This window comes from Bradyrhizobium sp. WBOS07 (genome assembly GCF_024585165.1).
GTDB lineage: Bacteria > Pseudomonadota > Alphaproteobacteria > Rhizobiales > Xanthobacteraceae > Bradyrhizobium > Bradyrhizobium japonicum_B.
The window spans coordinates 609,462-636,196 of sequence record NZ_CP029008.1; the positions used below are offsets into that span (position 1 = coordinate 609,462).

A 26,735-nucleotide genomic window follows, 5' to 3' on the forward strand; every position below is an offset into this window, starting at 1 on the left:
GCTCCTACTTCAACATCTGCGCGACGTTGTCCTTGGTGACGAGATCGAGGCCGGTGTAGACGATCTCCGGCACCTTCTCGCCCTTCTTGATGGCGAGCAGCGTATCCATCGCCTTCTCGCCCATCTCGAACGGACGCTGGCCGACCAGCGCATTGGCATAGCCGTCACGCAGAAGCTCGAGCTGCATCTTCAGCGTATCGGCGACGACCAGGGTGAACTTGCCGGAATCGATGTCCTTCTTGTTCCTGGACGCGAAGGCCTTGAAGCCTTCGGGAGCGAACATCGGCCAGCCGCCGATGGGCACGATCGCGGCGAGATCGGGCGTCGCTGTGCGCATATCAGTCATCTGCTGCACCGCCAGCGCGGGATCGTCGTTGCAGAAGGTCGGGGAGCCCGCGACCTCGGCCCATTTCGAGCCCTTCAACGCCTCGCGCACGCCGTCGACGCGCTCGGCGAGATTCTTGGCGCCGGGTCCGCCCGAGACCATGGCGTATTTGCCGCCGTCAGGCCGCATCTTCAAGAGTTGCTTGCCTAGCGCGACACCGAACTCCTTGTTGTTGGTACCGATATAGGCGAGACGCTTGGATCCGGGTGCGTCGGCATCGAAGGTGATGACGGGGATGCCGGCGGCGGTCGCCGCCTCGATCGACTTGGTCATGGCCGCGACGTCGGCGACCGAGATGGCGAGACCGTCGACCTTCTGGGTGACGAAGTCCTGGATGATCTGCGCCTGCGTCGCCGGCTCGTGCTCGACCGGTCCCTTGTAGATGCACTCGATGTTGCCGAGCTCCTTGGCCCGCTTCAGGCAGCCGTCGCGCGCGAAGTCGAAGAACGGGTTGTTCATCGCCTTCGGCACGATGACGAAGCGGTAGTTCGCGGCGAATGCCGGCGTCGCCATCATCGCAACCGCGATGCCGGCCAGAAGAAGTTTCCTCATCGTCTCCTCCACTCTTGTTTGGTGCCCGTCCTTTTCAGATCGTCCGGGAAGCGGACGGGCGGCGTTTTCGTTGCCTTCCCGAGAACCACGTCAATTCAAGTCATCCGCGAGCGGATGCGGTCGACCAGCACGGCCAGGATGATGATCACGCCGACCAGCGTCTGCTGCCAGTAGGACGAGACCTGCGCCAGCACGAGGCCGTTGCGGATCACCTCCAGCAGCACACAGCCGACGATGGCGCCGAGCGGACCACCGATGCCGCCGGCAAGGTTGGCGCCGCCGATGACGGCGGCCGCAATCACGTTGAGCTCGTAGGACGTCGCCATGTTGGCCGGCGCCGACCCGAGCCAGCCCGAGATGATGATGCCTTGCAGGCCGGCGGCGAGCGCGCAGATCACGTAGACCTCGATCTTCACCCGCACCACCGGGATGCCGGTCAGCTCGGCCGCCTTCTCGTTGCCGCCGAGCGCGAAGACGTGGCGGCCGAACGCGGTGTGGTGCAGCACCACGGCCATCGTCAGCGCGAGGACCATCAGATAGATGAACGGCACGGGCACGCCGAGCACGTCGCCCGAGGTCGCGGCGTAGAAATAATCAGCGTCGGGCCCGCCCGGAAAGCTGCCGCGGCCGTTGGAGACGACATAGCCGAGCCCGCGCACGATCGAGAGCATGCCGAGCGTGGTGACGAAGGGCGACAGGCCAAGCACGGCGATGCAGAAGCCATTGACGAGCCCGGCGATCAGCGCCACGCCGAGACCGGCCAGGACCGAGACCAGCAGGATCAGCCCGGGCACGTTGGCGAGCACGGTCTTGCCGTCTGCCGCCATGTGCACGAACAAGGCGCCTGCGGGCGAGCCGGGCGACGACAGCTCGGTCATGACCATCGAGGTGATCATGGCGGAGAAGCACATCATCGAGCCGACCGAGAGGTCGATACCGCCGGTGATGATCACGAAGGTGACGCCGAGCGTGGCGATGGCGATGAAGGAGAAGTTCTTCGCCACGTTCTGCATGTTGCCTTCGGTGAAGAAATACGGGCTGGCGAAATGCATGATCACCAGCAGCACCGCGAGCGCGAGCAGCACGTAGCCGGTCTGCGAGGCGAAGATGCCGCGCTGCCACCATTTGATCCGGCCCACATTGGTGAAGCTGATCGGAGATTCCATGGGCATGGCCATTATGCCGCCTCCTTCGCGCCGGTGATGAGGGCGGTGACTTCCTCCGGCGAGGTCTGGTGGATCGGCTTGTCGGCGCGTTTCTCGCCACGGCGCATGACGATGACGCGGTCGCATACTGCGAACACGTCTGGCATGCGGTGCGAGATCAGCATCACGGCAACCCCCTGCTCCTTCAACCGGTGAATCAGGCCGAGCACCTGCTCGACCTGACGCACCGAGATCGCGGCGGTCGGCTCGTCCATCATCACCAGCCGCGCGTTGGAGAGCCGCGTGCGCGCGATCGCAACCGCCTGGCGCTGGCCTCCGGACATCTGCTTGACGAGATCGTCGGGGCGCGTCTCCGAGCGCAGCTCGCCGAACAGCTCCAGCGCCCGCGCCGCCATCGCCTTGTGATCGAGCAGCGCGACGGGCCCGAACTTGCGCTTCAGCTCGCGGCCGAGGAACACGTTGGCCGCCGCCGTCAGATTGTCGGCCAGCGCGAGGTCCTGATACACGACCTCAATGCCGACCGCGCGGGCATCGACGGGCCGGCTGAAATGGACCGCGCTGCCGGCAAAACGGATCTCGCCATGGCTGGGACGGAAATTGCCGGCGATGATCTTGACCAGGGTCGACTTGCCCGCGCCGTTGTCGCCCATCAGGCCGACCACCTCCCCCGGCATGACCTGCAGGTCGACCTCGTGCAGCGCGCGGATGGCGCCGAATTCCTTGCCGATGCCGGTGAGTGCGAGCACCGGTGTCGCGTCAGTCTTCGTCATCAGCGGCGTTTCCTCAGACATAGCGGTTGACCAGGGATTCCAGATATTCCTGACGGCCCGAGCGCGGCTGCGGATCGAAGTCGGGAGACATGGCACGGTCGGCGAGATCGGCGAGCGAACGCTGGCCGCCGAGAATGGCGCGGCCCTCTGGGCCCGCCCACCCCTCGTAGCGCTTTGCAAGCGGCGCACTCAGCGTGCCGGCGTCGACCATGTCGGCGGCGGCGAGGAAGGCTCGCGCGCAGGCATCCATCGAGCCGACATGAGCATGGATCAGATCGTCGGGATCGATCGACTGGCGGCGGATCTTGGCGTCGAAGTTCAGCCCGCCCGTGGTGAAGCCGCCGCGGTTCAGGATCTCGTGGAACACCAGCGCCAGCTCCGGCACGTTCATCGCGAACTGGTCGGTATCCCAGCCGAGCAGATCGTCGCCGCGGTTGATGTCGAGCGAGCCGAACACGCCGAGCGCCTCGGCCAGCGCGACCTCGTGGTGGAAGGAATGGCCGGCGAGGATGGCGTGGTTCTGCTCTATGTTGAGCTTGACGTCTTTCAGCAGATCGTAACGTTCGAGGAAGCCGTAGCAGGTGGCGACGTCGAAATCATATTGATGCTTGGTCGGCTCCTTCGGCTTCGGCTCGATCAGGACCGGGCCTTTGAATCCGATCTTGTGCTTGTGCTCGACGACGAGCGAGACGAAGCGGCCGAGCTGATCAAGCTCGCGCTTGAGATCGGTGTTGAGCAGCGTCTCATAGCCCTCGCGCCCACCCCACAGCACATAGTTCTGCCCGCCGAGCCGGTGCGTCACCTCCAGCGCGGCGCGGACCTGGCCGGCCGCGTAGGTGAATATCTCGGGGTCGGGATTGGTCGCCGCACCCGCCATGTAGCGGCGATGCGTGAACAGGTTCGCAGTGCCCCAGAGCAGACGGACCTTGGCTGATGCCATCTTCGCTTCGAACAGATCGGCGATCGCGTTGAGATTGGCGACGGACTCGGCGAGCGAAGCGCCCTCCGGCGCCGCGTCGACGTCGTGGAAGGTGAAGTAGGGCACGTCGAGCAGGCGGAACAGCTCGAACGCGACATCGGCCTTGGCCCGCGCCTGCGCCATCGCATCACTGCCGTGATGCCAGGGCCGCAGGAACGTCTCGCCGCCGAAGGGATCGCCGCCGGGCCAGCAGAACGAATGCCAATAGCAGACCGCAAAGCGCAAGTGATCCTCGAGCCTGCGGCCGTGGACCATGCGATCCTTGTCGTACCAGCGAAACGCGGGCGCCGGTCCCGCGTCCTGGCCGGCAAAGGCGACAGGTGCGCTCGCATCGAAGAATTTGGCTGACGCGTTCACTTCAGGGACTCCTTCAATGCGGGATAAAGCTCGCGCCATCGCCGATAGGCTTCGTCATAGGCCGCAGCGACGGAGGTGCGGGGCGTGAAGCTCGCGAGCCGCCGCGGCCGGGTGCAGACCGTCTCGGGGCTCTCGCCGGTGGCAGCGAGCCGGCCGAGCCGCGCGGCGCCGAGGGCCGCTCCCACCTCGCCCTCTTCGACGCGGTGAACGGGAATGCCGAGCACGTCGGCGCAGATCTGCGCCCATAGCGGCGAGCGCGAGCCGCCGCCGACGAGATCGAGCTCGGCAATGGGCCCGCTCGCCGCGCTCAGCGCCGCCAGATTGTCGCGCGCGGCAAAGGCGACGCCTTCGAGCACGGCCTGGACGATCTGGCTGCGGCCGGTGGCACCGCGCAGGCCGACAAAGGCGCCGCTCGCGGCGGCATCGTTGTGCGGCGTGCGCTCGCCGTCGAGATAGGGCAGAAATCTGATCGGGCTCGGCGCATCGACGCGCTCGCCGAGTGGCGCCAGCAGCGCTGCGGCCGGCACCTCCATCACGCCGGAGAGCCAAGCCAGCGAAGCCGCAGCCGACAGCATCACGCCCATCTGATGCCAGAGGCCGGGCAGTGCGTGGCAGAACGCGTGCACGGCCGAGGCCGGCGCCGATGCGAAGCGATCGGTGACGCGGAACAGAACGCCTGATGTCCCCAGCGACAGGAAGGCATCGCCGGGCGCGATCGCGCCGAGCCCGATCGCGCTCGCGGCATTGTCGCCGGCGCCTCCCGCGACCACGACGTCCTTCCTCATGCCCCAGCGCTGCGCATAATCCGGCGCGAGCATTGCGCTCGCCGCGCTGCCCTCGACGAGGCGCGGCATGTGATGGAGGTCGAGCCCGGTGGCGTGCAGCAGCAGGGCCGACCAGCGCCGCTCGCCGACATCGAGCCACAGCGTGCCGGCGGCATCGGACATGTCCTCGACCATCTCGCCGGTGAGGCGATAACGCACATAGGCCTTGGGCAGCAGCACCTTTGCGACGCGCTCGAAAATCTTCGGCTCATGCCGCGCCACCCATAGCAGCTTCGGCGCGGTGAAGCCGGGCATGGCGAGGTTGCCGGCGATCGCGTGCAGCGACGGACAGCGCCGCTCCAGCACCGCGCATTCGGCCTGCGAGCGGCCGTCGTTCCAGAGGATCGCCGGGCGCAGCGGCTTGCCGTCCTCATCGAGCAGCGTCGCGCCATGCATCTGGCCGGACAGGCCGATGCCGCGAACTCTCGCTACTTCGCGCGGATGGCGGCTTGCGAGATCGTCGACCGCGCCGATCGCCGCATCGACCCAGGCATCGGGGTCCTGCTCGGACCACAGCGGCGCCGGATGCGACAGCGCGAGCTCGCGCGCGGCGGTCGCGACGATCGCGCCGGCTTCGCTCACAAGCACCGCTTTCACGCCGGACGTGCCGATGTCCAGTCCGAGATACAAATCGTCCTCCTCTTTCCTCATTGCGCTGCACGATCTTGATGTCGCGCTTTTCGCCACGGCCCATTCGATAGCTAGGGCAGGTTGTCCCGCATCACGATGTCGATCCTGATCTTCTCCTGTTCGCGCAAGATCGGCTCGCCGCGGGCGAGCGCGAGCAGCACGCGCACGGCGGCGCGCGCTTCATGCCCGGGGTTCTGCGAGATCGCGGCATCCATCACGCCCTGCAGCAGCAGGCGGCGCGTCAGCATGGTGACGTCGTGACCGACGAACACCACCTTGTCGCGGCCGGCATCGCTCAACGCCTTGTCGTTCAGTGCCTTGGCGACACCTTGCGTGCCGGCGCCGACATTATAGAGGCCGACGATGTCGGCATGCTTGGCGAGCAGCCGCGCCAACACCTGCTCGGAGCGATCGTCCTGGTCGCGCCCTTCCAGCACCGGCAGCACGCTGAGACCGGGGAATTCCGAGGCCATCACCTGGTTGAAGCCGAAGATGCGCTCGGCATGGTCGCGCAGGCCCTGCGAGCCCGCGACGATCGCGACCTTGCCGGACTTCTGGCCGACCAGTCGTCCGACCAGCGCGCCGGCGGTGCGGCCCGCCGAGATGTTGTCGATGCCGACATAATGGTGGCGGCGCGACGACGGCACGTCCGACACCAGCGTCACCACCTGGGTGCCGGCGTCGACGAGGTCGTTGATCGCGGCGCGAACGGTGGGGTGATCCAGCGCCACCACGGCGACGCCGTCGTAATCGCCGGAGAGCGCCTCGAGCGAGGCCGCAAGCACGGAGGGATCGAACACGTCGGTTGCGACCATCTCGACGCTGAGGCGGCGGGCCGAGAGCCAGCCCGACATCTCGCCGAGATAGGCCTCGATCTGCTGCATGAACGGGTTCGGCCCCGACGGCATCACGAAGGCAAAGCGGCGGGCGCGGCCGCGGGCAAGCTCGGCGGCGGCGACATGGGGCTGGAACGAATTGCGCTCGATCGCCGCCTTGACGCGCCGCACCGTCTCGGGCCGCACGCCCGGCCGATTGTGCAGGACGCGGTCCACCGTCGCGAGGCTGACGCCCGCCTCGCGGGCGATGTCCTTCAGCGTCAGCGCGCTCGCGGTCAGGGTCTCGGCCATGGCTGAAGGCTAGCAGAGGTGTTTTGAGGTACGCAACTCATTTTGTCGGACGGGAATGCAGTGCCGTGCGCGAACTGGCCGAAGCCCCCGGCCGATAGTCAGCCTTGCGTCAGATCGAGCGTCAGGAAAAGGCTATTGGGATCATCGCGATAACCCTCGAACGGGCCGCAGAGGACAAAGCCGTGGGCCTGGTAGAGCGCATGCGCCGGCTTGAAATAATCCCATGAACCGGTCTCGAGGCTGAGCCGCCTCAAGTCGCGCGCGCGGGCCTCCGCGATGATGTGGCGGAGCATCTGGCCGCCGAAGCCGCGCCGCCGCGTGGTCTGAAGCGTGTGCATCGACTTCACCTCGCCATGGACGGCCGAAAGCGTCTTCAGCGCCCCGGTGGCAACGAGCAGTTCGCCGTCCCAGCCGGTCCAGAACGCGACATCGTCGGCGCGAAGGCCCGCGAGGTCGAGCGCATGTGCGCTGCCCGGCGCGGTCTGCGCCCGCGCCGACGTGACGTGATGATCGAGCAGCGCGACGACGCGCGGATCGAAGGTGTCGCCGGTGCGGATCTGCATCGTCAGGGTCTCCACTCCATGATCTCACATCTTCCCGTAGGAGGTGCCGCGCCGCGTGATGATGACGTAGCGCGCGTCCTGCCTGGTTTCGTTCTCGAAGGTCACCGCACGCATCACGTCGAAATCCAGGCAATCGCCCTCGCGCAGGCGCACCGTCTTGGCGTCGATGTACACGGCGATCGCGCCCTCCAGCATGAGCAATTGCTGGGTGAACGCGTTGCGGCCCCAGGGGCTGTACGGCACCCGCGCGCCGGCCGGCAGATCGACGACGATGATCTCGATGCCGCTCGCCGCATCCGTCGGCGAGGCGTGCCGCCTTCGATAGCCGCTGTCGGGATCGCGCCAGTGCGGCTGGTCGGCGAGCCGCACCAGCCGCTCCGGCGGCTTCTCGGCGAGCGCGACGACATCGCTGAGCGAGACGTCGAGCGCGGCGCAGAGCCTGCCGAGCAGCGAGGCCGTAGCGCTGCTCTGCGCCCGCTCGACCCGCCCGATCATGGCCCGGCTGACCCCGGAGCGCGTTGCAAGTTCGTTCAACGTCATCCCCGCCTGCGTCCGCAGCGTCTTCAAGCGGCGACCGATCGCACGGTCGAGTTTCTGCTGGTCCATCGGCTCTCATCCAGACATCACCCGGCGCAGGGACCGCATCCGCCGGGCGAGAGAAGCTTAAGGCGGGCGAGGCGGGCGTGCCGGGAGCGGCAGGCTAACATATTAGAATCTTTGCCGGGGGCCGGACGCCGAGCTTGGGCGCGACGGGGCAAGCGGCGCGCCTCGGCGGCCGCTTCAGCTTAGTGGTCCCAACGCTGTTCAATGTCGTCGAGCGCTTACGAGCGGAAGGCGTAATCTGCCGTCATCTCATCGATCGGCGGTTATGCGTTCGGTGAAGCGGTCGATGATTCTACAGAAGTTCTGTGAACTCCTCCACGGTCAGGCCGGTCTGTCGAATGATCGAGCGCAGCGTGCCGGGTTTCAAGTCTCGCCCGGCATGAACCGGAACAGTCACCGTTCGTGTCGGGTCTCCAGGAAAACAAGAACGTGGTGACTCCCAACAATCCGGTTGACGACGAAACCGGCTTTCATCAGTGCCTGGATGACGCGCTTGCCGTTGACGGCAGGCAGACGTCCACCGCCCATATCAGGCGGCCACCGTTACGTGGCGAATCTCGGGATGAGCATCGGACGGAGGCGCCATTCCCTGTTCCCGTCGATATTCCAGGATTGCACGGATTGCCTCCTCGGCATTGGCGAGCGCTTCCTGTTCGGTATCGCCCTCGGTCACGACCTCGGGCAAGGCCGGGACAAGCACGGTAAAGCCACCGCCCTCCTGGGGCTCAAGAATGACGGAATAGCTGTAGCTTGCCGCCATGATGTAGCTCCTACTGCCCATGAAAATTGGACGGAAACGACATCATTTATCGTACCAGACCGAGGTCGCCGGTCAAATCAACGGATATCGGTAGCGCGCTTTATTCAGACGTCGCGTTGGAGCGGGCGAAGGGAATCGAACCCTCGTATGCAGCTTGGGAAGCTGCCGTTCTACCATTGAACTACGCCCGCGGATGCGCGAAGCCGCGCGCCTCCTGATTAGCCGAGACGGCGCTTGCCGCCAAGCGGTTTGGCGTGCCAGGCAGAACGCTTCTTAACGTTTTGGCAAGATTTTGGGTGCGTCGGATTGTGGCGGTGTTATGATCGAATGTCTGGGGAGAAACGTGCACTGAGTGGGGCGTGTGCATGGTGGGGCGCGGCTATTCCATATTCGACACGGCCATAGGCCGCTGCGGCATCATCTGGAGCGGCACCGGCGTCGTCGCCGTGCAATTGCCGGAGGCGCGGGAGATCGACACCCGCCGCCGGATCTTTCAGGTCCATCCCGAGGCGCGCGAGCAGCGGCCGTGCGAAAATGCCGAGCTTGCGATCGAGGGCATCACGGCCCTGCTGCAGGGCCGCGATCCCGATTTTTCCGAGGTCAGCCTGGATGCCGGCGGCGTGCCCGGCTTCAACCGGCGCGTCTATGAGTTCGCCTGCTCGATTCCGCGCGGCGAGACACGCACCTATCACGAGGTTGCCAAGGCGCTGGGCGCCTCAGGCGCGGCGCATTCGGTGGCGCAGGCGATCGCCAAAAATCCCTACATGCTGATCGTGCCCTGCCACCGGGTGCTGGAGGCCGGCAATTACACCGACCGGCTCTCGCCCTATGGCGGGGTGATCTCCAAGCGGCGGCTGCTGGCGCTGGAGGGCGCCCACCCCGTCGCCAGCAAGACGCTGTTCGAGGTGCTGCTGCCCGTTGCTCCGCCGAGGCCGTCCACCTAGATAAGGCGGCATGGACGCGACTACATTGCTGACGACACAATCGATCACGGTCTGCGAGTTTCGCTGCGATGCGGGACCGGACGATACACCGTTTGCCGAATGCCGCACCGGGCATTCCATCGCCTATGTCCGCTCGGGCAGCTTCGGCTGCAATTGTCGCGCCGGGTTCTTCGAGCTGGTGGCGGGCTCGATGCTGGTCGGCGCGCCCGGCGAGGAATACACCTGCACCCATGAGCATGTCAGCGGCGACGTCTGCCTGTCGTTCTTCCTCAGCGACGACATGGTCGATGGCCTCAATGGGCGGCGCGAGGTCTGGCAGATCGGCGCCACGCCGCCGCTGCCCGAATTGATGGTGCTGGGCGAGCTTGCCCAGACGGCGGCAGATGGCAACAGCGACATCGGCCTCGACGAGGTCGGCCAGATCCTGGCCGGCCGGTTCGTCGAAATCGTCTCGGGCAGGCCGCGCAAGCCGGCCACGCCCAATGCGCGCGACCGCCGCCGGGCAGTGGAGGCCGCGCTGTGGATCGACGACAATTCGCATCAAGAGATCGATCTCGAACAGGCCGCCAGGCAGGCGGGCCTCAGCCCGTTCCACTTCCTGCGGCTGTTCTCCAGCGTGCTCGGCGTCACCCCGCATCAATATCTGGTGCGCTCGCGGCTGCGGCACGCGGCACGGCTGCTCGCCGACGACGACATCGCGGTCACTGACGTCGCCTATGACGTCGGCTTCGGCGATCTCTCCAACTTCGTCCGCACCTTCCACCGCGCCGCCGGCGTATCGCCGACCAGGTTTCGCCAGGCCTCGAAGGGGATGCGCAAGATTCTCCAAGAGCAGCTTGCCCTCCATTGACTAGCTTCGTCTCCGGCGCGCGCCACTTTCGGCGCGCTTTGCACATGGAGACGAACATGTACGACCACATCGGACTTCGCGTTGCCGACCTCGACGCCGCGACGCGCTTCTACACCGCGGTGCTGGCGCCGCTCGGCTACGTGCTGTGCTCCAGCGGCGACGGCTATGCCGGCTTCGGGCCGAAGGACGCGCCGGCGCTGTGGCTGCACCTGAACAAGGGCCGCAAGGCTGACGGCGCGCACATCGCGTTTCGCGCCGGCAGCCATGACGCGGTCAAGGCGTTCCACAGCGAAGGGCTGAAGAGCGGCGGCCGCGACAATGGCGGCGCCGGACCGCGCAAGGATTACAGCCCGACCTATTACGCGGCCTTCCTGATCGATCCTGATGGCAACAATGTCGAGGCGGTTTGTAGCTAAGCGCTCCAACCGCCGGCTCCGTCATTGCGAGGAGCTCTTGCGACGAAGCAATCCAGACTGTCTCCGCGGAAACATCGCTGGATTGCTTCGCTGCGCTCGCAATGACGGCATGTGTGGCAACCTCCTGACAACATCAAGGGGAGCTTCATGGCCTCCATCCACAACGATATCCCCCTACCCGCCGCGGCGAACGACGTCTGGGACGCGGTGCGCGATTTCGGCGCGCTGCATGAACGGCTGGTGCCCGGCTTCGTCACCGCCTGCACGCTCGACGGCGATGCGCGCATCGTCACCTTCGCCAACGGTTCGGTGGCACGCGAGGTGCTGGTCGATTGCGACGATGCGCGCCGGCGTCTCGTCTACGCCATCAGCAACGAACGGCTGAAGCACTACAGCGCCGCGGTGCAGGTGATCGCCGACGGCGAGCGGAGATGTCGCCTGGTGTGGACCATCGACATGCTGCCGAACGAGCTTGCAGCTTACGTCCAGGAACAGACCAAAGACGCCGTCATCGCCCTGCACAAGGCGTTTCCGGCTGCCGCGGCCTGACCGCACTCTGTGAGTTTTCGCACAGAGCTCCGCCCTCGCCGGCCGTAACCATCGCGGCGTGCGTCCGGTTGGCTCCGCTGTCCCGGCGGGCTGCGCACGCGAGGAGCATGCCATGAGAGGTGCGGACAAGGTGATCTGCCAGGCGGCCGCCGTGCTGCTGCTGTTTTCCGCCGCAAGCACGCCGGCGAAGGCGCAGTTCGCCGGATTCGGCGGAGGCGGTGCCGGCGGCGAGGACATGATGACCCAGATGGCGCCGATGCTGGAGATGATGAAGGCGAAGATGGGCAAGCGCCGCTTCGCCATGATGATGCAGACCATGGGCCCGATGATGAGCCGCATGATGGAGAACGGCGGCGGCGGACTTGGTGGCATGATGGGCGGCGGCGGCTTCGGCGCGCCGAATTACGGCGGTTACGCGCCGGTGGGCGGAAGCGGCTATGTGCCGACCGGGCTCGGCGGCATGGGCGGCGGCGACATCATGGGCATGCTCGGCGGCGCCGGTGGCGGCGACATGATGGCGATGATCCCGCAATTGATGCGGCTCGCCAATACCGGCGGCGGCAGTGGCCATCGCCGCCATAAGCATCGCTAGTCGGACGCACCCGACAGCGCTGGCCTGATCGCAGGCTTGCTGCCGCGCGGTCCCCAGCGCGTCAGCACGACGCTGGAGGATGAGAGCAGGCCGAGCACGACCATCGAGCTCGCGGCCAGCCAGAAAAAGCTCTGCGCGGTGGCCTCATGGGTCGACAGCCACCAGCCGACGGCCGAGATGTAGACCAGCCGCGCCGTCTGCGCCAGCACCGGCCCGATCACCTTGGCCGCGCCCTGCGAGGAGAAGTACATCACCGTGGCGATGCCGAAAAAGGCGTAGAACGGTCCGACCGTCGAGAGATATTGATGGCTCGCCGCGCGCACTTCCGCGCTGTCGGTGAAGATGTCGATCCAGAGGTCGGGGAACATCGCAACGACGCAGGCCGGTGCGCCGACGGCGACGAAGGCAGCCGCACTGGCGATCCAGGCGATGCGCCGGGCGCGCGCGATGTTGCCTGCGCCGATCGCCATCCCGACCATCGGCACGCAGGCGATGCCGAACGAGAACGCGATCGAGGTCAGCAGGAATTCGAGCCGCGCACCGATGCCGTAGCCGGCGAGGATCGTGGTGCCGAACTGCGCCAGCATGTGCGTGAAGATCGAGATCGTCAGCACCGATTGCAGCGGCGAGAAGCAGGCGATGGCGCCGACCTTGAGGATGTCGAAAAACATCGCCCATTGGATGCGCAGGCCGCGCAGCTTCGGTGTGACGCGCGCGCGGCCGGAGAACAGGTACCAGCCCATGATGCAGATGTTCATGGAATAGGCGATCAGCGCACCGGCCGCGACGCCGTGCATGCCGAACTGCGGCACCGGCCCGAGCCCGAGGCCGAGCGTGCCGCCGAGCACGATCTGCCAGGCCGCGGAGTTGATGATCAGGAACGAGGGCAGCTTCATGTTGCCGGTGCCGCGCAGCACGCCGGCCATGGTGTTGAGCAGCCAGGGCAGCACGGCGCCGCCGAAAAACACCTGCGTGTAGGCGACCGCATGGGTCAGCACATCGCCGCGGCCGCCGAGCATCTCCAGCACTTTCGGGCCGAAGATCAGCATGCCCAGCATGAAGACGAGGCCGAAGCAGATGCCGATCAGCATCGCATGCGCGGCGAGCGTGCCGGCGCGCTCGCGATCGCCGGCACCGAGCGCGCGTGCGATGGCGGACGCCACCGCACCGCCCATGGCGCCGCCCGACATCGTCATGGTCAGGATGATGGCCGGGAACACCAGCGCCATCGCCGCCAGCGCCTCGACGCCGAGCCGGCCGATATAGGAGGTTTCCGCGATCACCGTGCAGGTGCCGGCCGACAGCGCGATCGCGTTGGGCCAGGCAAGGCCGAGCAGCGTGCGCAAGATCGGCCCGTCTACAAGCGCGCTTCGCACCGGCGGCGGCAGCGGACGCTCTTGCTCATCGACCGGGATCTCGGCGATGTCGGACATGTCCTCTCCGGGCTCGGGGCGCCCTTTGCGGCGCGGCAATGCTTGGGTATGGCAATCAATTTGTTCGCGCGGGGCGCGCCGGGCGGCTTGTTAGCACGGCCATGGCCGATTCCTCCTGCGCCGGATGCAGGCGTGCCCTGCGGCAGCGCATTTCGATGGATCGTTTTTCTCCCTCTCCCCGGCGGCAGCGTGGCCTACCCGATCGTCCAGACCAGCGGCGGGCGGCCGCCCGCGGCGGGGCGCAGATGGACGGCGATATGCCGCCCGCAGCCTGCGGCGAGGCCTTCGAACAGTCCCTCCAGCACTCTGGCGCAAGCGGGATGATAGTCGGCAATGTCGTCCATCAACTTCCAGCTCTGCTGGCGGATTTCGGAGCTGCCTTCAGACGTCGTACTCTCAGCCGCATCATCCTGCGCGGCAAGCAGCGCGTTCAGGAACGCGGCGAATTCACCTGCCCCGCCGCGGCTCATCGCCAGCGCGGCTGCGACGTCATCGAAATATTGCATCCCGATCAGCTTGCCCGTGAGGCGCAGCAGGTAGCCGGCATCTTCAGGACCGAACAGCTGCACCATGACAGGCGCCGCGGTGCGCACATATTCCATCGCGTAATTGCGATAGGCTTTTTCCAGACGCGGTTTTGGCCAGCTCGCCACGGGAAGCGCCGGCGCGGTCTTCGCATCGAACAGCGGCGCTTCGAGGTGGCGCGCGAACACCAGCCGCTGGTCCGGCTCGAGCGGATGATCGTATTGGTGATAGTAGCCTTCCAGCCCGTCCTGGCCGTCGACGCTCTGCTTGGTGCAGACGAAGCCGAGCCTGAGATCGCCGAGGGCTGCGCCATTGTTGGCGTGCCAGCCGCGCAGCATCGCGCGCGAGACCTCGCCCGGCACGCCGCAGATCGCGGTGCCCTTCCAGATCCAGCGCGGCGGCGGATAGCGGATCCAGGCCTTGGCGTCGCTCTCGTACATGTACTCGACATGCACGCCGCCGATCCAGTTGGAGAGATAGTGATATTGCGCGGCCGCCACCGCCGGCGGCAGATGATCGATCCCGAGCTTCTTCAGGCCCGGCAGGAAGCGCTCCTGCTGTTGGCGGCGAAACACGCGGAAAACGAACTCGGCAGCGTCGGCGGTGCCGCGCCGCGTCACGACGGTGAGGATGAGCCCGGTGAAAAAAGCGTGATAGAGGTCGGCGACCGCGCGCCAGCGCTTCCATTGGGCTTCCTGCGCGGCGTCTACAGCGGCGGCCATGTTCGCTCCCGATCGTTGTTTCGATCGAGTGTGTCACCGCACCCCGCGGCAGGCAACATCACGCCCGTGCAGAGCGCCCTGCGCGATTGCCCGTCAATTCCGCATCACGAAGTTTGCGGCGGCGCCTTGGCCGCGCGCTCACGCTCGACCCGTTCGGTGACATCGCGCGCCATCGCCACGGATCCGAGGACGTTGCCGGCGGAATCCCGCACCAGGGCGAACGTCATCTCGATGTGGAGCTTGCGTCCGCTCTTGTGCAGCGCGCGGGTCAGCGTCGGCTTGCCCGCAAGCTTCATGCTGCCGCTGGCGAGCGCGGCCTCGAAGCCCTTCCAGTGCGCGGCGCGCAAATGCTCGGGAATGATCAGGTCGAGATTCTGGCCGAGCGCTTCCGCAGCGGAGAAGCCGAACAGGGCCGCCGCGGCACCGTTCCAGCGCATGATCGTTCCCGAGCGATCCGAATAGATCAGCGCATCCGCGACGCCTTCGGCGATCCTTGCATCGAGTTCGGATGGATTGGTCATGTGGTCACCTCGTAGCCCGGATGAAGCGCAGCGTAGTCCGGGATCGTGCCACAAGTGCAACCGCCCCGGATTTCGCTTCGCTCCATCCGGGCTACAGGATCGGGCTACACCCGAAAATGCTTCGATAGTTTGAGGCCCTGGGCCTGGTAGTTGGAACCGATACGCTGGCCGTACATCGCATCAGGACGGGCCAGCATCTTCTCGTAGACGAGACGGCCGACGATCTGGCCGTGCTCGAGGATGAACGGCACTTCGCGCGAGCGCACCTCCAGCACGGCGCGCGCGCCCTGTCCGCCGGCGCCGGCATAGCCGAAGCCGGGATCGAAGAATCCGGCGTAATGCACCCGAAACTCGCCGACCAGGGGATCGAACGGCACCATCTCCGCGGCGTAGTCGGGCGGCACCTGCACGGCTTCCTTGGAGGCGAGGATGTAGAACTCGCCGGGATCGAGGATCAGGCTGCCGTCGGGACGGGCCGACATCGGCTCCCAGAAATCCTCCACCGCGTAGCCGGAGCGGCGATCGACGTCGACGACGCCGGTGTGGCGCTTGGCGCGATAACCGACGAAGCCGCCCGCTTTCTCGCCGGACAGGTCGACTGAGACGGCAACGCCGCCGGAGAGATCGGCATCGTCGACATCGACCAGACGCTCGGCGGCGTGCAAGCCGTCGAGCTCGTCGGCGTTGAGGATGGCATCACCGGTGCGAAAGCGCACCTGGCTGAGGCGCGAGCCCTCGCGCACCAGCACCGGGAACGTCTTCGGGCTGATCTCGGCATAGAGCGGACCGTGATAGCCGGCGCCGATCATGTCGAAGCGGCGGGTGCCGTCGGCAATCACGCGGGTGAAGACGTCGAGCCGGCCGGTGGAGCTCTTGGGATTCGCGGCGGCGACGATCTCCGGCGGCAGCGCGAGGCTTTCCAGCAGCGGCACGATGTAGACGCAGTTGGTCTCCAGCACCGCGCCGTCGGCGAGGCTGAACTCGTGCAGCTTCAACTCGTCGATGCGCTCGGCCACGGTGGCGCCGGGGCCCGGCAGGAAGCTGGCGCGGACGCGATAGGCGATGTCGCCGAGACGCAGATCGAGGCTGGCCGGCTGGATCTGGCTCTCGACGAAGTCGTAGGCGGGCCGGATGAGCCCCGCCTCCGCCATCGCCGCGATCATGCGGTCGGGCAGGATACCATTGGCGTCGGGCGCGACCGTGAACGTCAACCGGGGGTCCTCATCAGGGGTCAGATGCATCCGGACATGCCGGAAATACAGGTCTTTTACGGCTATCCGATGGACGCCTTGACGGAAAGGGCATTGCCGAATATGAGCATCACTTATCCCGTGGTGATTTGAGCCGGCCGGCTTGCAGCCACGTTAAATAAGTCGCTAAACAGGCCGGGGACCTCTGTGATCCCGGCCCGTGGAGATATCCAGGCCGGTTTTTTTGTGACCGCTTTCGACGAGGCGGTCATGTCGGAGGTACCCTATGTCGAAGTCGACCGCCAACTACCGCCCCGAAACCCGCCTGGTTCATTCCGGCACCCTGCGCTCGCAATATGGCGAGACCTCGGAGGCGCTGTTCCTGACCCAGGGCTATGTCTACGACAGCGCCGAGCAATGCGAGGCGCGGTTCAAGGGCGAGGACCCCGGCTTCATCTATTCGCGCTATTCCAATCCCACCATCGCGATGTTCGAGCGCCGCATGATCGAGCTCGAAGGCGCCGAGGCCGCCCGCTCGGCGGCAACAGGCATGGCCGCGGTGACGACCGCGATCCTGGCGCCGCTCAAGGCCGGCGATCACGTCGTTGCCTCCCGCGCGCTGTTCGGCTCGTGCCTCTACGTCGTGCAGGACCTGTTGCCGCGCTACGGCATCGAGACCACGCTGGTCGACGGGCTCGATCTCGACCAATGGCAGCGCGCGCTGCGGCCCAACACCAAGACGTTCTTCCTGGAGAGCCCGACCAACCCGACACTCGACGTGCTCGACATTCCCGGGATCGCCGAGATCGCGCACAAGGGCGGTGCGCGGCTCGTCGTCGACAACGTGTTCGCAACCCCGATCTGGCAGAGCCCGCTCGCGCTCGGGGCCGACGTCGTGGTCTATTCCGCGACCAAGCACATCGACGGCCAGGGCCGCTGCCTCGGCGGCATCATCCTGTCCTCGGAAGCCTTCATCGCCGAGCACATCCACAATTTCATGCGCCAGACCGGGCCGTCGATCTCGCCGTTCAACGCCTGGGTCCTGCTCAAGGGCTTGGAGACGCTGGGCGTGCGGGTGCGCGCGCAGACCGAGACCGCTTCGCGCATCGCCGAGGTGCTGGCGAGCCACCCGAAGATTTCGCGGCTGGTCTATCCCGGCCGCGCCGATCATCCGCAGGCCGCACTGGTGAAAAAGCAGATGCGCGGCGGCTCGACCCTGGTCGGCTTCGAGGTCAAGGGCGGCAAGGCAGCCGCGTTCCGCGTGCTCAACGCGCTGAAGCTTGCGAGGATCTCAAACAATCTCGGCGATGCCAAGAGCCTCGTCACGCATCCGGCGACCACGACGCATCAGCGCCTGAAGCCGGAAGACCGCGCCGCGCTCGGCATCGGCGAAGGCTTCATTCGCTTCTCGGCAGGGCTCGAGCATGCCGACGATCTGATCGAGGACCTGACCGCGGCGCTGGAGAAGGCGTGAAGCGAGGCGAGGTCTCGTAGGGTGGATTAGCCGAAGGCGTAATCCACCTCTTCTGCATCCGCGGAGACAGACAGTGGTGGGTTACGGCTTCGCCTAACCCACCCTACGCACCCTCTCACATCGGCCGGTACGTCCGCACGTCGGCCGGCACGTTCACCCCGAGCTTGATCTGGCCGACCGAGCGGATGATGTCGTCGCCGAGCAGCTGGGCGAAGCAGGCATAGCCCCAATCGTTCATGTGCAGGCCGTCGGCGATCACGAAGCCCTCAACCGGAATGGCCTGCTTCTCGTGCCAGTCACGCATCACCTCGAAGCGCGGGAAGATTCCGACGTGACGGAGCTCGGCGACCTTGCTGAGCAGCTTCACCATCTTGCCGGCGCTCTCGGCGCGCTGGTTGACGGCCGGCGAATATTGCGGATCGACCAGCACGATGTCGGCGCCGCCCGCGGCCTGGATACGGCTGATGCCGTCCTCCACCATCTTGGCGGTTTCGCCGGGATCGAGATTGCGCAGCACGGCGTTGGTGCCGACCTGCCAGATCACGAGATCCGGATGCATGTCGATCACCTGCGTCTGAAGGCGCTTCATCATCTCGGGCGCGTCCTCGCCGCCGACACCGGCATTGATGACGCTGATGTCGGCGGTCGGATAGTGCCGGCGCAGCTGAGCGGCGAGACGATTGGGGTAATTGAACTCCGGCGAGCTCGCGCCGAATCCTTGAGTCGAGGACGAGCCGAACGCGACGATGACGACGGGCAGCCCGGCGACGAGCTTGCCCGCGACGTGCGGCAGCGAGCCCATCGCCTTCGAACCGCCCTTCGGCGGCTGGCAGGGCACGCGGTTGAAGATGTCGCTGGCAGATTTGGCGGCCTGCTTCACCTTGTCGATGGCGCGCGCCGTGATGCCGCGCTGCTCGGGCGAGGTCGCGGCGACGGCGGTCTGGGAGGGCGAGGCGGGAGCGATTTCAGCCGACTGCGCGGGGGCGGGTGTCGCCTGGACGGCCGGCGTCTGGGCATGCGATTGCGGGGCCGGCAGCAGCGACAGCAGCACTGCGGCTGCAGGCGCGGCCAGCCATGCCGTCAGGCAAAAAGGGCGGAGAGAACTCATTAACGCTAGACCTCAATTTTGCTGCTGGGCCGGCTCCCCACGGGCTGCGTCGATCACGAACTGTGCCAACGCCCGGCCAAGGCAATCATGGACCTGTTTCGCCAGCTCGGGCCCGCGGGACGGGCTGAACAGGTCGAACTGACCCTGGTCATTCCACTGCCGCATGATCGCGAAGCGATCGAACAGCGGAATGTCGTGCTCCTGCGCCACCACCCGCATGTTGTCGAGGTAAGGCGGCGCCGAGATCATGGTCTCCGTACGCGGGCTGTATTGCAAGTTCATCAAGACGACGTCAGCCCCTGCATTTTGCAGCGCAACAACCCCCTCGGTCACCGCGCTACGAAATTCGTCGGGATCGATGGATCGGATAGCATCCACGGTCCCGGTCTGCCAGATCACCAAAGTAGGCGCTTTTGCTTCCATCAGCTTAACGAAGGTGGACGCGGTCTCCTCTGCCGTCTTCTTGCTCTGTATTTCTACGGAGACGTGCACCACCTCGGACGCGGGCAGCTTCTCCTTGAGGATCGCCTCCATTCGCGCCGGATAGGAGCTGCTCTCCGAGGATGGAATCGTGGTCGAGCGGCTGCCGATGACCAGGATGTCGAGCGGCTTGCCGGCCTTGAGCGCATCGGCGACCTTTGTCAGCCGGCTTTCGCTGGTGAGCAGATAGGACGGCAGATCACAGGCTGCGGGCGCATTATTGGTGGCGGCAGGCACAGCATCGCCCGCGCGCGCCAGGGGCGCGGCGAGGCTACCGCATAGCAGGATCAGGCTCAGGAGAACCTTCGCCTTCATCAGCCCCCTCCCGCCAGATCGGCGTTGCCGACGGCGTTCTTGGTCTTCGTACCGCTCTTGTCAGCCACGCGCTTGTACCACGAAATCACCCAGGCTACGCCCCACATGATCAGCACCCCGGAGAGACTAATTAGCGCATGCATGGCCGCGCCGCCGGAGACTTCGGCGAGGATAAAATGGCCAGCAAAGGCCAGGAAGACGCCGAGGCAGAAGATCTCGAGGGAATGCTGCCCGCATAGAATCAATGGTCGCAGCCAGCGCGATTTCAAGCCCGGCCAGTCCCGGGGCAGGAAGCGCACGGTGAGCGCCGCCAGCGCCAGGAAATGCGTGAAGCGCAGCACGTCCAGATCGGTCTTGTTGATTGGATACATCCATTGCTCGACCAGCTTCGGCATGAACTGGGAGAGCTGCGGCACGTACCAGGTCAGCGTCACGTAGAACGACGCGATGAGATAGGCGATCGCCAGCCACATCGTGACCCGTGACGACAGAATGCGCGACATGCGGCGCGCCCCTCCAAGCGCGCACCATGCACCGAACACGAACAGCAATTGCCAGGCGAAGGGGTTGAAGGCCCAGAAGCCGTTCGGATACGCCGACAGATACAGATCATACTCCCAGGTCACCGCGTAGAGCACGACCGAGAGGGCGAGCGTGACGTCGGGCCGCCATTTCATCGACCACAGGATCAAGGGCAGCGCCAGCATCAGCACGATATAGAGCGGCAGCACGTCCATGTTAACGGGACGGAAGCGGAGCAGCAGCGCCTGCACGATGGTGACGTCGGGCTGCTTGAGGAAATCCATGATCCCCATCTCTTCGGTGTAGAGCGGGTTCTCGAAGCTGGTCGCGACGTAGGAGATCTCGGCGAGGAAGATCGTGAACAGGAAGACGTGGGCGACGTAGATCTGCCAGACCCGGCGCAGGATGCGCGCGGTGGCGATGACGACGCCGCTCTCCAGCATCGCCCTGCCGTAGACGAAGGCGGCGGTGTAGCCGGAGATGAAGATGAAGATCTCGGTGGCGTCGCTGAAGCCGTAATTGCGGATCGTGAACCAGGTCAGCACACTGGGCGGCAGATGGTCGATGAAGATCAGCCACAGCGCGAGCCCGCGGAACAGGTCGAGCCGGAGCTCGCGTTCGCCGATGGCGGGCAGCGTGATGGCCGGCGCCCTCGCGCGCGGCTTCGCCCCCTCGGATGCGGCAGTTCCCGTGATCGTCGATCCCGTCACTTGGTCGGCAATGGTCATCGGGGCGCAAAAACCTTCCGCAAATCGCGGCGTGTCAAGGAGTGTACCGGTCCGGTCGTCGCCCCACAAAGCGGCCGGGTGCCATGGGGGTTTGCCGGTGCCTTCCCTGGGGTGTCATTCCCTTCGAATTCTGGCGGGACGATGTCGCCAAAGCCGTCCGCGGCGTTTGGTTCCGGAGCCGGATTTCGCTATGGTAGCAGCCATGTACCGCGCCGTGACCCGCCACATCGAAGTGACCGTCGAGCCGAACTTTGTTCCGGAGCAGTCGTCGGCCGATCGCTCCCGCTACTTCTGGTCCTACACCATCGTCATCACCAATTCGGGTGAGGAGACCGTGCAGCTCAAGACGCGGCACTGGATCATCACCGACGCCTCCGGCCGCCAGCAGGAGGTGAAGGGCGAGGGCGTGGTCGGCGAGCAGCCGATCCTGGCCCCCGGCGAGCGCTTCGAATACACCTCGGGGGTCCCGCTCTCGACCGCCTCCGGCTTCATGACCGGTCGCTACCAGATGGTCAGCGAAAGCGGCGAGCGCTTCGAGATCGACGTGCCGGCGTTCTCGCTGGACAGCCCGGACAGCAAGCGCGTGTTGAATTAGGAGCCCGCCGTGTCCCGGACAAGCCGCAACGCGCAAGCGTTGCGGCGCAGAGCCGGGACCCAGGCGACACGGCACGATGCGGCGCCATGGGCCCCGGCTCTGCAGCGCACCGCACCGGACGATGCTTCGCATCGCCGGGGACGCTGCGCTCGCAATGACGGAGTATGAGGCGAGAGCTGGTTCTCCAATGACGCTGTCATTCCCCGCGAAGGCGGGGAATCCAGTACGCCGCGGCTTCTCGGATTGATCTCTGGCGTCTCTGGAATACTGGATCGCCCGCTTTCGCGGGCGATGACAGCGCGTGTTTGGCGACGGGCATGCCTTTTCGGCCTCGCGGCGCAAATTCGCCCGAGCTTTGCTTGCGTCTCCACCCTCTAAATCCAAGAGGGCACAGGGAAGGCCGGGTGCTGACAACGCACCCGCGGTCCGCTGCGCAAAATGCACACGCAGAAGAACCGCACAGCAGCATACAGGTGGTGCCGATCACTCGGCCTTCCCTGCGCGATGGTCGGACGGCTTATGCCGTGCTCTCCCGGGAGCCGAACTTTCCTTCTGGCCTCCCTCGCCCCGCGAATTGGATGATGCAGTCCGCCCGGTTGGGCTCGCTCGCACCTCCGCGGAAGCTTGACCGTAGCAACGACGGCCAGGACCACACGGTTTTGCCGTACGCACGGCCCGCCATGTCGCCGCAGTATTTCCAACACTGTCGACGGAGCCGGAAACTTACAGACGAGACAAAGCCTAGCAGCGCCGTTCGTCGCACGCGGGGTTCAGGCTCACAGGGACTACCCGCCCTGCCCGTCCCATCTCGTGCCGACGCTGCCGCGTCCACCGCAAGCCCGGCTCGCGATCAAGACGACCTCGAGATCGCCCCTCCTGGTTGAGCCGGGATGGACGACACATACGTCATTTCCGAATTTCGGTAAAGTGGAATATTTTTGACGAGCGGGATTGACAGAGGGCGACACAGGCACGGTGCGTAGCCCTGATGGAGCGCAGCGCAATCCGGGACGGTGCGAGATGCCGGGCGGGCGGCCCCGGATTACGCTTTCGCTCCATCCGGGCTACAAAAGCTAGCTGCCCAGATCCCGCGGGCTGAACGGCAGGTCGAGCACCTTCCATTCCTCGTACAGATTGGCGGGCAGCATCTTGTAAGGTTGACAGTTCTGAAGCGCGCTCGTTGCGGACTTCACGAGAGCGACCCCTTTTGCCGAGGGCGGGGCTTCGAGCAGGATCGGCTCGCGCGCCAGCGTGCCGTCGGTCGCGAACACCGTGCGCAGCTTGATGTGAACGTTGTCGGTCGGCGCAAGCCCGGCCGGCAATTTGGCACAGCTGCGCAAATGGCTGCGAAGCGCGGCAATGACCTCGGCCGGAAGCTTCGCGGCGATCGAGTCCGTGGCGCCGCCGCCATCGTCCTTGGGGCCGTCTTTCGACAGCGGCAGCGGCAATTCAGGCGGCAGCCCCAGCATGACGCCGTACCTGACGGTGACGTCAGGCTGCGGCGCCTGATAGGCCGGCGGCGGCGCGGCCTGTGGCTGTGGCGGCGGCATTGGCTGGGCCTGCGGCTGCGCGTTGGCCTCGCGCGGCTTCGGCGAAGGCTGTTGCTGCGGTTGCTGCGGTTGCTGCTGCGCCGGCCGTTGCGGTTCGGGCGTCGGCGATGCGGCCGGCTGCGGGGGCGCAGGCTTCGACGCCTCGGGGGCCTTGTCGGTGACATCCAGCTTCGGCAGCTTCAGATCGGAAAGCGGCTCCGGGGTCTTCTGCTTGACCTCTTCCTTGACGTTCTCGTCCGCTCTGGCCTCCTCCTGCTTCACCTCCTCGGGCGTGACGATGTCCACCGTGACGGTTTCGGGCGGCGTCGCGCGGAACGGATGGACTTCGCTGATCAGAATGATCAGCGCCACCAGCGTCAGATGGGCGATCGCCGACGCAGCAACGTCCGTCCGTATGATTGTCCGCAGTTCCATCGCCAGATCTTGGATTGCCGCCCTGCTGTTAGCATACCGCGGTCTCCCCTCAATCCCATTTCGGGGCGAAGCCGAAGTCGGTCAGGCGGCCCTTCGGGCTGGCGAGCGCGGCGATCTGGCTCATCTCGTCGTCCGACAGTTCGAAATCGAAGATCTCGATGTTTTCGGACAGGCGCTCGATGCGCGAGGTGCGCGGGATCGCAGCGACATTCTGTTGCACCAGCCAGCGCAGGCAGACCTGCGCCGGCGTCTTGTGGTGGGCGCGCCCGATCTCGGCCAGCGTCTGGTCGGTCTTGATGCGCCCCTTGGCGATCGGGCTGTAGGCGACCAGGGCAAGGCCATGCTGGTCGCAGGCCGCCCTCACCTTCGCCTGGTCGAGATAAGGGTGGAATTCGACCTGGTTGCAGACGAGCGGCTCGGGCGAGGCCGCCACAGCCTGTTCGATCAGCGCCACCGTGAAATTGGAGACGCCGATGTGGCGGGTCAGGCCCATCGTCTTCGCATGCGACAGCGCGCCGAGCGTCTCTGCCAGCGGCACGTGCGAATTGGGCCAGTGCAGCAGCAACAGATCGACGGAGGGAAGCCGCAAGCGCGCCAGGCTCTCCTTGACCGAGCGCTCGAGATCGTGAGGCGCGAAATGGTTGGTCCAGACCTTGGTGGTGAGGAAGACGTCGTCGCGCCGCACGCCCGAGGCGCGCAGGCCGTCGCCGATCTCCCGTTCATTGTCATAGACCTGCGCGGTGTCGATGTGGCGATAGCCGAGCCGCAACGCCTGCTCGACCACGCGCGCGGCAAGCCTTCCACTCAGCTCCCAGGTCCCGAGCCCGATTGCCGGGATTCGTGCGCCATTGGCCTCGACGAACAGCATGAGGATTCCTCTTCAGTTGCGGCAGCCCCAAACGCCATCAGAGGCCATTATGGACCCGGCCCAGGACGCTGCCAACGGAAGCCGTGGCAGTTCGGCGGGATATTTGGCGCAACACTAACGGGAGGTTCGCGTCAACGCTGGTCGGTCCGTCAGGCCGTCACGTCAGGCTTTGGCAAGCGCCTGAAATACCGTTTCCGGGGCGTGCGCGATCACCGCGAGCAGCGCGCGGGCCGGCCCCCGCGGAGCCCGCTTGCCCTGCTCCCAGTTGCGGATGGTCTCGACGGGAACGCCGAGCTTGGCGGCGAACTCCATCTGGGTCAGGCAGGCGCGGCGGCGCAAATCGCGCACCGCGAGCGAAGAGGTGTCGGCGGGCGCGGCTGGGGTCGTGGGCTCGACCGCAGACGGCTGGACCGGAAATTCCTGTCCGTCCCGCAACTCGACGACCCGTCCGTCCGCCTTCAGCCGCAACCGCATGTCCAGTCCCCCAAGCGCCGGCGATGATGCGGCAGGTCGCTTAAGTTCGGATTAAAGATGATGGCGCGCCCCGGACGCTGCGCAGCAGCGCTAAGCGCCGCAGCGCGGCCGGGACACAAGAGTGAGGGCACCCGCGCTGCCTACTCCGTCATTGCGAGGAGCTCTTGCGACGAAGCAATCCAGACTGCCCCCGCGGGAGAGACTCTGGATTGCTTCGCTGCGCTCGCAATGACGTGGAGAGAGCGGGGCTCAAACCGCCCCCTATCTCAACCCGAACCAGAGCGTTGCGATGCCGAGGAAGGAGAAGAAGCCGACGACGTCGGTCACCGTGGTGACGAAGGTGCCGGAGGCCACCGCCGGATCGGCCCTGACACGTTCGAGCGCCATCGGGATCAGGATGCCGCCGAGCGCGCCGGCGATGAGGTTGCAGACCATCGCAAGGCCGATGACGATGCCAAGGCCCGGAAGCTTGAACCAGGCCACCGCGGCGATGCCCGTGATCACCGCGAAGGCGAGGCCGTTGACGAGGCCGACGAGGGCCTCGCGCATCACCACGCGCCAGGCATTGGAGGCGCCGAGCTCGCGCGTCGCCAGCGCGCGCACCGCCACCGTCATGGTCTGGGTGGCGGCATTGCCGCCCTGGCTCGCCACGATCGGTGCCAGCACGGCGAGCGCCACCATCTTCTCGAGCTGGCCCTCGAACAGGCCGAGCACGGAGGACGCCAGGAACGCGGTGGCAAGATTGACCAGCAGCCAGTTGAAACGGGCGCGGGCGATGGTGAGGAACGTGTCCGACAGCTCTTCGTCGCTGGTGACGCCGCCGAGCGCCTTGAGGTCCTCGTCGGCCTCCTCCTCGATGACGTCGACGACGTCGTCGACGGTGATGACGCCGACCAGGCGATCCTGGGTGTCGAGCACGGGGGCTGCGACCAGATTGTACTTGCCGAACATGCGCGCAACCTCTTCCTGGTCCTCCAGGACGGAGACGCGGCGGCGATCCTCGTCGGTCAGCTCGGTCAGCGCGATCGGCCGGCGCGCCCGCAACAGCACGTCGAGGGGGACTGCGCCCTGCCAATGCTGGTCCTTGTCGACGACATAGATCTCGTAGAAGCGGTCGGGCAGATCAGGCGTCTCGCGCATGTAGTCGATCGCCTGGCCCACGGTGAAATCCTGGGGCACCGCGATGAACTCGGTCTGCATGCGGCGGCCGGCGGAGTTCTCCGGATAGAGCAGGCTGCGCTCGAGCGCGACGCGCTCCTTCAGCGGCAGCTTCTCGAGGATCTCCTCCTGGTCCGCGGCATCGAGGGTTTCCAGCAGCTCGACCGCGTCGTCGGATTCGAGCTCGCGGACGCCCTCGGCAACCGTCTCCGGCGGCAGCTCGTCCAGGATCTCCTCGCGGACGGCCTCGTCGACCTCGTTCAGCGCGGAGAAGTCGAAGTCGGCCCCGGTGAGCTCGACCAGGCGGACACGGTCGTCGGGCTCCAGGGCGCCGATCAGATCGCCGAGATCGGCCTCGTGCAGCTCGGCGACGCAGGCGCGCAGCGATGCGCTGTCGCCGGCCTCGATGGCCCGGGCAATCTCTTCGACGAATTCGTGCCTGATATCGCCATCTTCATTGCGCATCGGCACGTGGTCGAGTACCGAATCCGCAGCGGGCGGGGCAACGTCCATATGTTCATCCATGGCGCGCCTCGCCGGTTGACAGGTTGGAACCAGTGGTCTGAGCTGATGGTTCAGGCAATACCCACA

The 26,735-nt window shown here is 66.1% G+C and carries 28 protein-coding genes, 1 tRNA gene and 1 riboswitch; of the genes, 7 read left to right on the forward strand and 22 right to left on the reverse strand.

Annotated elements, in window-relative coordinates:
- Positions 1-4: 4 nt before the first annotated feature.
- The 11 genes from DCM79_RS02880 to DCM79_RS02930 form a co-directional block, all read right to left on the reverse strand.
- Positions 5-937: a sugar-binding protein gene (locus DCM79_RS02880; protein ID WP_257178546.1), complete on the reverse strand. Its 933-nt coding sequence runs from the start codon at positions 935-937 to the stop codon at positions 5-7.
- Positions 938-1,032: 95 nt separating this feature from the next.
- Positions 1,033-2,115: an ABC transporter permease gene (locus tag DCM79_RS02885; RefSeq protein ID WP_257178547.1), complete on the reverse strand. Its 1,083-nt coding sequence runs from the start codon at positions 2,113-2,115 to the stop codon at positions 1,033-1,035.
- Positions 2,115-2,873 carry an ATP-binding cassette domain-containing protein gene (locus DCM79_RS02890; RefSeq protein ID WP_257178548.1) on the reverse strand — a complete coding sequence of 253 codons (759 nt, stop codon included), beginning with the start codon at positions 2,871-2,873 and terminating at the stop codon, positions 2,115-2,117. Before DCM79_RS02890 ends, DCM79_RS02885 begins: the two co-directional genes overlap by 1 nt.
- 13 nt (positions 2,874-2,886) lie before the next feature.
- Entirely contained in the window at positions 2,887-4,209 is a 1,323-nt protein-coding gene (gene xylA, locus DCM79_RS02895; RefSeq protein WP_257178549.1) for a xylose isomerase, read from the reverse strand.
- Positions 4,206-5,663 carry a xylulokinase gene (gene xylB, locus DCM79_RS02900; RefSeq protein WP_257178550.1) on the reverse strand — a complete coding sequence of 486 codons (1,458 nt, stop codon included), beginning with the start codon at positions 5,661-5,663 and terminating at the stop codon, positions 4,206-4,208. Before xylB ends, xylA begins: the two co-directional genes overlap by 4 nt.
- 71 nt (positions 5,664-5,734) lie before the next feature.
- The gene (locus DCM79_RS02905) at positions 5,735-6,790 is read right to left on the reverse strand and encodes a LacI family DNA-binding transcriptional regulator (protein ID WP_257178551.1); all 1,056 of its coding nucleotides are present in this window, start codon (positions 6,788-6,790) and stop codon (positions 5,735-5,737) included.
- Positions 6,791-6,888: 98 nt separating this feature from the next.
- Entirely contained in the window at positions 6,889-7,353 is a 465-nt protein-coding gene (locus DCM79_RS02910; protein ID WP_257178552.1) for a GNAT family N-acetyltransferase, read from the reverse strand.
- A gap of 24 nt (positions 7,354-7,377) precedes the next feature.
- Positions 7,378-7,959: a helix-turn-helix domain-containing protein gene (locus DCM79_RS02915; protein WP_257178553.1), complete on the reverse strand. Its 582-nt coding sequence runs from the start codon at positions 7,957-7,959 to the stop codon at positions 7,378-7,380.
- A 289-nt stretch (positions 7,960-8,248) separates the two neighbouring features.
- Entirely contained in the window at positions 8,249-8,353 is a 105-nt protein-coding gene (locus DCM79_RS02920) for a type II toxin-antitoxin system HicA family toxin (RefSeq protein WP_257178554.1), read from the reverse strand.
- 132 nt (positions 8,354-8,485) lie between these two features.
- Positions 8,486-8,716 (reverse strand): type II toxin-antitoxin system HicB family antitoxin, encoded by a 231-nt coding sequence (locus DCM79_RS02925; RefSeq protein WP_257178555.1) that lies wholly within the window; start codon positions 8,714-8,716, stop codon positions 8,486-8,488.
- Between the two features lie 117 nt (positions 8,717-8,833).
- Positions 8,834-8,907, reverse strand: a tRNA-Gly gene (locus DCM79_RS02930).
- Positions 8,908-9,081: 174 nt separating this feature from the next.
- On the opposite strand from DCM79_RS02930, the gene DCM79_RS02935 reads away from it, so the two are divergent.
- The 5 genes from DCM79_RS02935 to DCM79_RS02955 all read left to right on the forward strand — a co-directional run bounded on the left by DCM79_RS02935 (position 9,082) and on the right by DCM79_RS02955 (position 12,067).
- Positions 9,082-9,660, forward strand: a complete 579-nt coding sequence (locus DCM79_RS02935) for a methylated-DNA--[protein]-cysteine S-methyltransferase (protein WP_257178556.1) — start codon at positions 9,082-9,084, stop codon at positions 9,658-9,660.
- Positions 9,661-9,670: 10 nt separating this feature from the next.
- On the forward strand, positions 9,671-10,510 hold the full coding sequence (locus tag DCM79_RS02940; protein ID WP_257178557.1) for a helix-turn-helix transcriptional regulator: 840 nt from the start codon (positions 9,671-9,673) through the stop codon (positions 10,508-10,510).
- 56 nt (positions 10,511-10,566) lie between these two features.
- Positions 10,567-10,926 (forward strand): VOC family protein, encoded by a 360-nt coding sequence (locus tag DCM79_RS02945; protein WP_028138955.1) that lies wholly within the window; start codon positions 10,567-10,569, stop codon positions 10,924-10,926.
- Positions 10,927-11,073: 147 nt separating this feature from the next.
- Entirely contained in the window at positions 11,074-11,475 is a 402-nt protein-coding gene (locus DCM79_RS02950; RefSeq protein WP_257178558.1) for an SRPBCC family protein, read from the forward strand.
- Between the two features lie 112 nt (positions 11,476-11,587).
- Positions 11,588-12,067, forward strand: coding sequence for a hypothetical protein (locus tag DCM79_RS02955; protein ID WP_257178559.1), 480 nt, complete (start codon positions 11,588-11,590; stop codon positions 12,065-12,067).
- Here DCM79_RS02955 and DCM79_RS02960 read toward each other — a convergent pair.
- The 4 genes from DCM79_RS02960 to DCM79_RS02975 all read right to left on the reverse strand — a co-directional run bounded on the left by DCM79_RS02960 (position 12,064) and on the right by DCM79_RS02975 (position 16,509).
- Positions 12,064-13,500, reverse strand: a complete 1,437-nt coding sequence (locus tag DCM79_RS02960; protein ID WP_257178560.1) for an MATE family efflux transporter — start codon at positions 13,498-13,500, stop codon at positions 12,064-12,066. The two genes, DCM79_RS02955 and DCM79_RS02960, sit on opposite strands and share 4 nt — an antisense overlap.
- A 194-nt stretch (positions 13,501-13,694) precedes the next feature.
- Positions 13,695-14,747 (reverse strand): hypothetical protein, encoded by a 1,053-nt coding sequence (locus DCM79_RS02965; RefSeq protein WP_257178561.1) that lies wholly within the window; start codon positions 14,745-14,747, stop codon positions 13,695-13,697.
- Positions 14,748-14,851: 104 nt separating this feature from the next.
- On the reverse strand, positions 14,852-15,268 hold the full coding sequence (locus DCM79_RS02970) for a PAS domain S-box protein (RefSeq protein WP_257178562.1): 417 nt from the start codon (positions 15,266-15,268) through the stop codon (positions 14,852-14,854).
- A gap of 104 nt (positions 15,269-15,372) precedes the next feature.
- Positions 15,373-16,509: a 2'-deoxycytidine 5'-triphosphate deaminase gene (locus tag DCM79_RS02975; protein WP_155253806.1), complete on the reverse strand. Its 1,137-nt coding sequence runs from the start codon at positions 16,507-16,509 to the stop codon at positions 15,373-15,375.
- A gap of 80 nt (positions 16,510-16,589) precedes the next feature.
- Positions 16,590-16,669, forward strand: a riboswitch (SAM riboswitch).
- A gap of 75 nt (positions 16,670-16,744) precedes the next feature.
- Between DCM79_RS02975 and DCM79_RS02980 the strand changes: the two genes are divergently transcribed.
- Positions 16,745-17,932 (forward strand): O-succinylhomoserine sulfhydrylase, encoded by a 1,188-nt coding sequence (locus tag DCM79_RS02980; RefSeq protein ID WP_257178563.1) that lies wholly within the window; start codon positions 16,745-16,747, stop codon positions 17,930-17,932.
- A gap of 115 nt (positions 17,933-18,047) precedes the next feature.
- Here the strand turns inward: DCM79_RS02980 and DCM79_RS02985 are convergent, their stop codons facing one another.
- Genes DCM79_RS02985 through DCM79_RS02995 form a run of 3 tightly spaced genes read right to left on the reverse strand, consistent with a single transcriptional unit; the run spans position 18,048 to position 21,085 of the window.
- A complete protein-coding gene (locus tag DCM79_RS02985; protein ID WP_257178564.1) occupies positions 18,048-19,040 on the reverse strand; it encodes an SGNH/GDSL hydrolase family protein in 993 nt (330 codons plus the stop codon).
- Positions 19,041-19,052: 12 nt separating this feature from the next.
- A complete protein-coding gene (locus DCM79_RS02990; RefSeq protein WP_257178565.1) occupies positions 19,053-19,835 on the reverse strand; it encodes an SGNH/GDSL hydrolase family protein in 783 nt (260 codons plus the stop codon).
- A complete protein-coding gene (locus tag DCM79_RS02995) occupies positions 19,835-21,085 on the reverse strand; it encodes an OpgC domain-containing protein (RefSeq protein ID WP_257178566.1) in 1,251 nt (416 codons plus the stop codon). The genes DCM79_RS02990 and DCM79_RS02995 overlap by 1 nt, the downstream gene beginning before the upstream one ends.
- A gap of 202 nt (positions 21,086-21,287) precedes the next feature.
- Between DCM79_RS02995 and apaG the strand changes: the two genes are divergently transcribed.
- The gene (gene apaG / locus DCM79_RS03000) at positions 21,288-21,680 is read left to right on the forward strand and encodes a Co2+/Mg2+ efflux protein ApaG (protein ID WP_028138966.1); all 393 of its coding nucleotides are present in this window, start codon (positions 21,288-21,290) and stop codon (positions 21,678-21,680) included.
- Positions 21,681-22,753: 1,073 nt separating this feature from the next.
- On the opposite strand, the gene DCM79_RS03005 is transcribed toward apaG, so the two are convergent.
- The 4 genes from DCM79_RS03005 to mgtE all read right to left on the reverse strand — a co-directional run bounded on the left by DCM79_RS03005 (position 22,754) and on the right by mgtE (position 26,669).
- Positions 22,754-23,644, reverse strand: coding sequence for a hypothetical protein (locus tag DCM79_RS03005; RefSeq protein ID WP_257178567.1), 891 nt, complete (start codon positions 23,642-23,644; stop codon positions 22,754-22,756).
- Positions 23,645-23,693: 49 nt separating this feature from the next.
- Positions 23,694-24,512 carry an aldo/keto reductase gene (locus tag DCM79_RS03010; RefSeq protein WP_257178568.1) on the reverse strand — a complete coding sequence of 273 codons (819 nt, stop codon included), beginning with the start codon at positions 24,510-24,512 and terminating at the stop codon, positions 23,694-23,696.
- A gap of 162 nt (positions 24,513-24,674) precedes the next feature.
- Positions 24,675-24,992 carry a DNA-binding transcriptional regulator gene (locus tag DCM79_RS03015; protein WP_257180675.1) on the reverse strand — a complete coding sequence of 106 codons (318 nt, stop codon included), beginning with the start codon at positions 24,990-24,992 and terminating at the stop codon, positions 24,675-24,677.
- A 255-nt stretch (positions 24,993-25,247) separates the two neighbouring features.
- Positions 25,248-26,669: a magnesium transporter gene (gene mgtE / locus DCM79_RS03020; protein ID WP_257178569.1), complete on the reverse strand. Its 1,422-nt coding sequence runs from the start codon at positions 26,667-26,669 to the stop codon at positions 25,248-25,250.
- Positions 26,670-26,735: the final 66 nt, after the last annotated feature.

What these genes read in the sequence shown, in the direction of transcription:
- DCM79_RS02880 (WP_257178546.1), bottom strand. Translation starts at nt 937, where the DNA reads ATGAGGAAACTTCTTCTGGCCGGCATCGCGGTTGCGATGATGGCGACG.
- DCM79_RS02885 (WP_257178547.1), bottom strand. Translation starts at nt 2,115, where the DNA reads ATGGCCATGCCCATGGAATCTCCGATCAGCTTCACCAATGTGGGCCGG.
- DCM79_RS02890 (WP_257178548.1), bottom strand. Translation starts at nt 2,873, where the DNA reads ATGACGAAGACTGACGCGACACCGGTGCTCGCACTCACCGGCATCGGC.
- DCM79_RS02905 (WP_257178551.1), bottom strand. Translation starts at nt 6,790, where the DNA reads ATGGCCGAGACCCTGACCGCGAGCGCGCTGACGCTGAAGGACATCGCC.
- DCM79_RS02910 (WP_257178552.1), bottom strand. Translation starts at nt 7,353, where the DNA reads ATGCAGATCCGCACCGGCGACACCTTCGATCCGCGCGTCGTCGCGCTG.
- DCM79_RS02915 (WP_257178553.1), bottom strand. Translation starts at nt 7,959, where the DNA reads ATGGACCAGCAGAAACTCGACCGTGCGATCGGTCGCCGCTTGAAGACG.
- DCM79_RS02925 (WP_257178555.1), bottom strand. Translation starts at nt 8,716, where the DNA reads ATGGCGGCAAGCTACAGCTATTCCGTCATTCTTGAGCCCCAGGAGGGC.
- DCM79_RS02935 (WP_257178556.1), top strand. Translation starts at nt 9,082, where the DNA reads ATGGTGGGGCGCGGCTATTCCATATTCGACACGGCCATAGGCCGCTGC.
- DCM79_RS02940 (WP_257178557.1), top strand. Translation starts at nt 9,671, where the DNA reads ATGGACGCGACTACATTGCTGACGACACAATCGATCACGGTCTGCGAG.
- DCM79_RS02945 (WP_028138955.1), top strand. Translation starts at nt 10,567, where the DNA reads ATGTACGACCACATCGGACTTCGCGTTGCCGACCTCGACGCCGCGACG.
- DCM79_RS02950 (WP_257178558.1), top strand. Translation starts at nt 11,074, where the DNA reads ATGGCCTCCATCCACAACGATATCCCCCTACCCGCCGCGGCGAACGAC.
- DCM79_RS02955 (WP_257178559.1), top strand. Translation starts at nt 11,588, where the DNA reads ATGAGAGGTGCGGACAAGGTGATCTGCCAGGCGGCCGCCGTGCTGCTG.
- DCM79_RS02960 (WP_257178560.1), bottom strand. Translation starts at nt 13,500, where the DNA reads ATGTCCGACATCGCCGAGATCCCGGTCGATGAGCAAGAGCGTCCGCTG.
- DCM79_RS02965 (WP_257178561.1), bottom strand. Translation starts at nt 14,747, where the DNA reads ATGGCCGCCGCTGTAGACGCCGCGCAGGAAGCCCAATGGAAGCGCTGG.
- DCM79_RS02970 (WP_257178562.1), bottom strand. Translation starts at nt 15,268, where the DNA reads ATGACCAATCCATCCGAACTCGATGCAAGGATCGCCGAAGGCGTCGCG.
- DCM79_RS02975 (WP_155253806.1), bottom strand. Translation starts at nt 16,509, where the DNA reads ATGCATCTGACCCCTGATGAGGACCCCCGGTTGACGTTCACGGTCGCG.
- DCM79_RS02980 (WP_257178563.1), top strand. Translation starts at nt 16,745, where the DNA reads ATGTCGAAGTCGACCGCCAACTACCGCCCCGAAACCCGCCTGGTTCAT.
- DCM79_RS02985 (WP_257178564.1), bottom strand. Translation starts at nt 19,040, where the DNA reads ATGAGTTCTCTCCGCCCTTTTTGCCTGACGGCATGGCTGGCCGCGCCT.
- DCM79_RS02990 (WP_257178565.1), bottom strand. Translation starts at nt 19,835, where the DNA reads ATGAAGGCGAAGGTTCTCCTGAGCCTGATCCTGCTATGCGGTAGCCTC.
- DCM79_RS02995 (WP_257178566.1), bottom strand. Translation starts at nt 21,085, where the DNA reads ATGACCATTGCCGACCAAGTGACGGGATCGACGATCACGGGAACTGCC.
- apaG (WP_028138966.1), top strand. Translation starts at nt 21,288, where the DNA reads ATGTACCGCGCCGTGACCCGCCACATCGAAGTGACCGTCGAGCCGAAC.
- DCM79_RS03005 (WP_257178567.1), bottom strand. Translation starts at nt 23,644, where the DNA reads ATGGAACTGCGGACAATCATACGGACGGACGTTGCTGCGTCGGCGATC.
- DCM79_RS03010 (WP_257178568.1), bottom strand. Translation starts at nt 24,512, where the DNA reads ATGCTGTTCGTCGAGGCCAATGGCGCACGAATCCCGGCAATCGGGCTC.
- mgtE (WP_257178569.1), bottom strand. Translation starts at nt 26,669, where the DNA reads ATGGATGAACATATGGACGTTGCCCCGCCCGCTGCGGATTCGGTACTC.